At 69.7% G+C, this 3155-nt stretch carries 4 protein-coding genes; 2 read left to right on the top strand and 2 right to left on the bottom strand.

What is annotated here, in order from left to right:
• Nucleotides 1-79: 79 nt before the first annotated feature.
• A complete protein-coding gene (locus VFN12_RS13170; protein ID WP_325119166.1) occupies nt 80-394 on the bottom strand; it encodes a GIY-YIG nuclease family protein in 315 nt (104 codons plus the stop codon).
• A 287-nt stretch (nt 395-681) separates the two neighbouring features.
• Entirely contained in the window at nt 682-1371 is a 690-nt protein-coding gene (locus VFN12_RS13165) for a demethylmenaquinone methyltransferase (RefSeq protein ID WP_325119165.1), read from the bottom strand.
• Nucleotides 1372-1497: 126 nt separating this feature from the next.
• On the opposite strand from VFN12_RS13165, the gene VFN12_RS13160 reads away from it, so the two are divergent.
• On the top strand, nt 1498-2580 hold the full coding sequence (locus VFN12_RS13160) for a L,D-transpeptidase family protein (protein ID WP_325119164.1): 1083 nt from the start codon (nt 1498-1500) through the stop codon (nt 2578-2580).
• Nucleotides 2581-2639: 59 nt separating this feature from the next.
• Nucleotides 2640-3155: response regulator transcription factor (locus VFN12_RS13155; RefSeq protein ID WP_325119163.1), on the top strand; the 516-nt coding region annotated here is incomplete at its 3' end.

Genomic DNA, 3155 nt, shown 5'->3' with positions numbered 1-3155 from the left:
CCGGTGGTTGAGCAGCGAGGCGCCCCAGCGCCGAGCGTCGTCGAAACCCCGGAACCGTGCGCAGGGCCGCAACCAGCCCTCACCCACCTGAACCAGGCGAAGCCGGCGGCCGGCACAGACCGCGGGCAAGTCCGGGGAGGTCAGCGATCCGATCCTCGATCAGCGCCCTTCGTTTCGCACGACTCCACCCCTGGACCTGCTTCTCGAACCGGAACGCATCATCGATGCGGTCGAACTGTGCCGACCACACGAGCTTGACCGGCCTTCGCCTCGGGATCCGGGTGTACTTCGCACCCAACCCGAGGTTGTGCTCGCTGATCCGACGTTCCAGATCCACGGTGCTGCCGACGTAGTAGGAACCGTCCGCGCACTCGATGATGTAGGCCCACCCCATGCCGGACGACGTTCCCTGCCTGCCCAGCCTTGAACCGTGCGGTTCCGCAGCTGTGGAGAAGGTCGCGGCCCACACCGCCCTGCGCACGGTTCCGGGGTTTCGACGACGCTCGCTGGCGCTCGCTGCTCAACCACCGGGAAGGGTTTCGACGACGCTCGACGACGCTCCCGGCTCAACCACCGGGGTAGGAGTGTCGACGACGCTCGCTGACGCTCCCTGCTCAACCACCCAGGGAAGGGGTTTCGACGATCGGGGCGCCTCGTGGCTCAGCCGCCCAGGGCCGGTGGCTAGCTGGTGGCGCGGTGCAGGGCCACGATGCCGCCGGAGAGGTTCCGCCACTCCGGAGCCCGCCAACCGGCGTTGGCCACCAGGTCGGCGAGGCCACGCTGGTCCGGCCAGGCCCGGATCGACTCGGCCAGATACACGTAGGCGTCCGGGGAGGACGAGACGGCCCGGGCGATCCCCGGCAGTGCCTTCATCAGGTACTCGAGGTAGACCGTCCGAAACGCATCGTTGGTCGGGTGGCTGAACTCGCAGACCACGAGCCGGCCCCCGGGGCGGGTCACCCGCCGCATCTCCCTCAGGCCGGCCCGCGGATCCACGATGTTGCGCAGACCGAACGAGATGGTGACCGCGTCGAAGGTGTCGTCGGCGAACGGCAGCCGGGTCGCGTCACCGGCGGTGAAGGGCAGGGAGGGCCTGGCCTGCTTGCCCACCCGGAGCATGCCCAGCGAGAAGTCGCAGGGCACGACGGTGGCGCCCCGCTCGACGAACGGCTCGCTCGAGGTGCCGGTACCGGCGGCCAGGTCGAGCACGAGGTCACCGGGCTCGGGTGCCACGGCGTCGATCACATCGCGTCGCCAGCGGCGGTCCTGGCCGAGGGACAGCACGTCGTTGGTCAGGTCGTAGCGGCGCGCGACGGCGTCGAACATCCGGCGTACGTCGGTGGGCTGCTTGTCGAGCTCGGCACGGGCCACGCAGAGAGCCTACGGCGGGCCGCCCGTGCGCAACGAACCGGTCACGATGGCACGCGGACGCAACCAAATCCGCCGATTCGGCGTCTCCGTGGTGACACTGGAACCGTCTCGGGTCAAGGAGAAGTGATGAAGGCACTGCGCACACTCGTGCTGGCCGTCCTCCTGGTCGGCATGCTGTCCGTGGCGGCGTACGGCGCAGGCTGGGCGCTGTCCTCCCACCAGGCCTCGGCGGCGAGGGACGGCCAGCCGGCAACGGAGCCTGGGGAAACGCCGAGCGAGTCCACCCTCCCGGCCCGCCGGACGGTCCCGGGGCAGGAGCTGAAGCCGGAGTTCCGGCTGGAGGCCGGCGATCGGAGCGTGAAGGTCCGCGCGCTGCAGTCGCGGCTCTACCAGCTGGCCTGGTTCCCGGAGCTGACCACCGGCCGGTACGGCTCCGCGACGCTCGCGGCGGTCCGGGGCTTCCAGGACAAGCGCGGCCTCGTGGCCACCGGTGTCACCGACCAGCGCACCTGGGACCGGCTGGTCTCGATGACGAAGAAGCCGACCCACGACCAGCTCTTCAACATCCTGCACCCGGGCCCGGCCATCCTCTCGGAGGGCGACAGCGGCACGGAGGTGCGCGACCTGCAGGCCCGGCTCGTGGCGATCCAGTGGATCTTCGGGGACGTGACCGGCAGCTACGACCGGGAGACCGTCCGGGCGGTCCGGGGATTCCAGGCCAAGCGAGAGATCCCGGTCACCGGCGAGGTCGACCAGCGCACCCTGGACCGGCTGCACGCGATGACCGTCCAGCCGACGTACGAGCAGATGCACAACATCGAGCCGAAGCTGGGTGCGCTCGACCCCCGGTGCAAGACCGGGCGGGCGCTGTGCGTCGACAAGTCGTCGAACTCCCTCCGGTGGGTCGTCGACGGTGAGATCGTCTCGACCTTCGACGTGCGCTTCGGCTCCGAGGAGCTGCCCACACGGGAGGGGGCGTTCACGGTCTACTCGAAGTCGCGCGACCACGTGTCGAGCCTCTACGACACCTCGATGCCGTTCGCGATGTTCTTCTCCGGCGGCCAGGCCGTGCACTACTCACCGGACTTCGCCGCCACCGGCTACAACGGCGCTTCGCACGGCTGCGTCAACGTCCGTGACTACGACGGGATGGTGCAGCTCTTCGACCAGGTGCAGGTCGGCGACAAGGTGATCGTCTACTGGTCCTGACGCTCGTGCCCTGGGGCGTTGTTGATGTTCGTGTGACGCGCGCTCAACATCCTGAGACCGTGGGCAAGATCCTGCTGATCGACGACGAACCCGAGATGGTCCGGTTCATCCACCGCGCCCTGGAGAACGAGGGCCACTGCGTGGTCACCAGCACCGACGGGGCGGCGGGGCTGGCTCGAGCACTCGCTGATCAACCCGACCTGGTCGTGCTCGACCTGCTCATGCCAGGCGTCAACGGCCAGGCCGTGCTCGGAGGGCTGATCGCCCACGACCCCGACCAGAAGGTGCTGGTGCTGTCGGCCGCCGCCGACGTGCAGACCCGCGTCGAGTGCCTGGAGCGTGGCGCCGTGGACTTCATGCCCAAGCCCTTCGCCGTCCGGGAGCTGCTCGCCCGCGTCCGCACCCGCCTCCGCGGGGTGCCTGACGCCGGGACGCAGGACCTCGTCAGGCTCGGAGGTCTCACCCTCGACCTGCGTCGCTGCGAGCTGCGGGTCCGCGGACGGGTCTGCGAGCTCACCCACCGGGAGTTCCTCCTGCTGCAGTGCCTGATGCGGCGCGAAGGCGGTGCCTGCACG

This window comes from Nocardioides sp., assembly GCF_035703625.1.
Lineage (GTDB): Bacteria > Actinomycetota > Actinomycetes > Propionibacteriales > Nocardioidaceae > Nocardioides.
Note: the sequence above shows the minus strand (reverse complement) of the source record. Positions and strands in the feature narration are given on the sequence as shown.

Bases quoted from the DNA above. Each gene is read 5' to 3' on its own strand.
- VFN12_RS13170 (WP_325119166.1), bottom strand. From the start codon at position 394: ATGGGGTGGGCCTACATCATCGAGTGCGCGGACGGTTCCTACTACGTC.
- VFN12_RS13160 (WP_325119164.1), top strand. From the start codon at position 1,498: ATGAAGGCACTGCGCACACTCGTGCTGGCCGTCCTCCTGGTCGGCATG.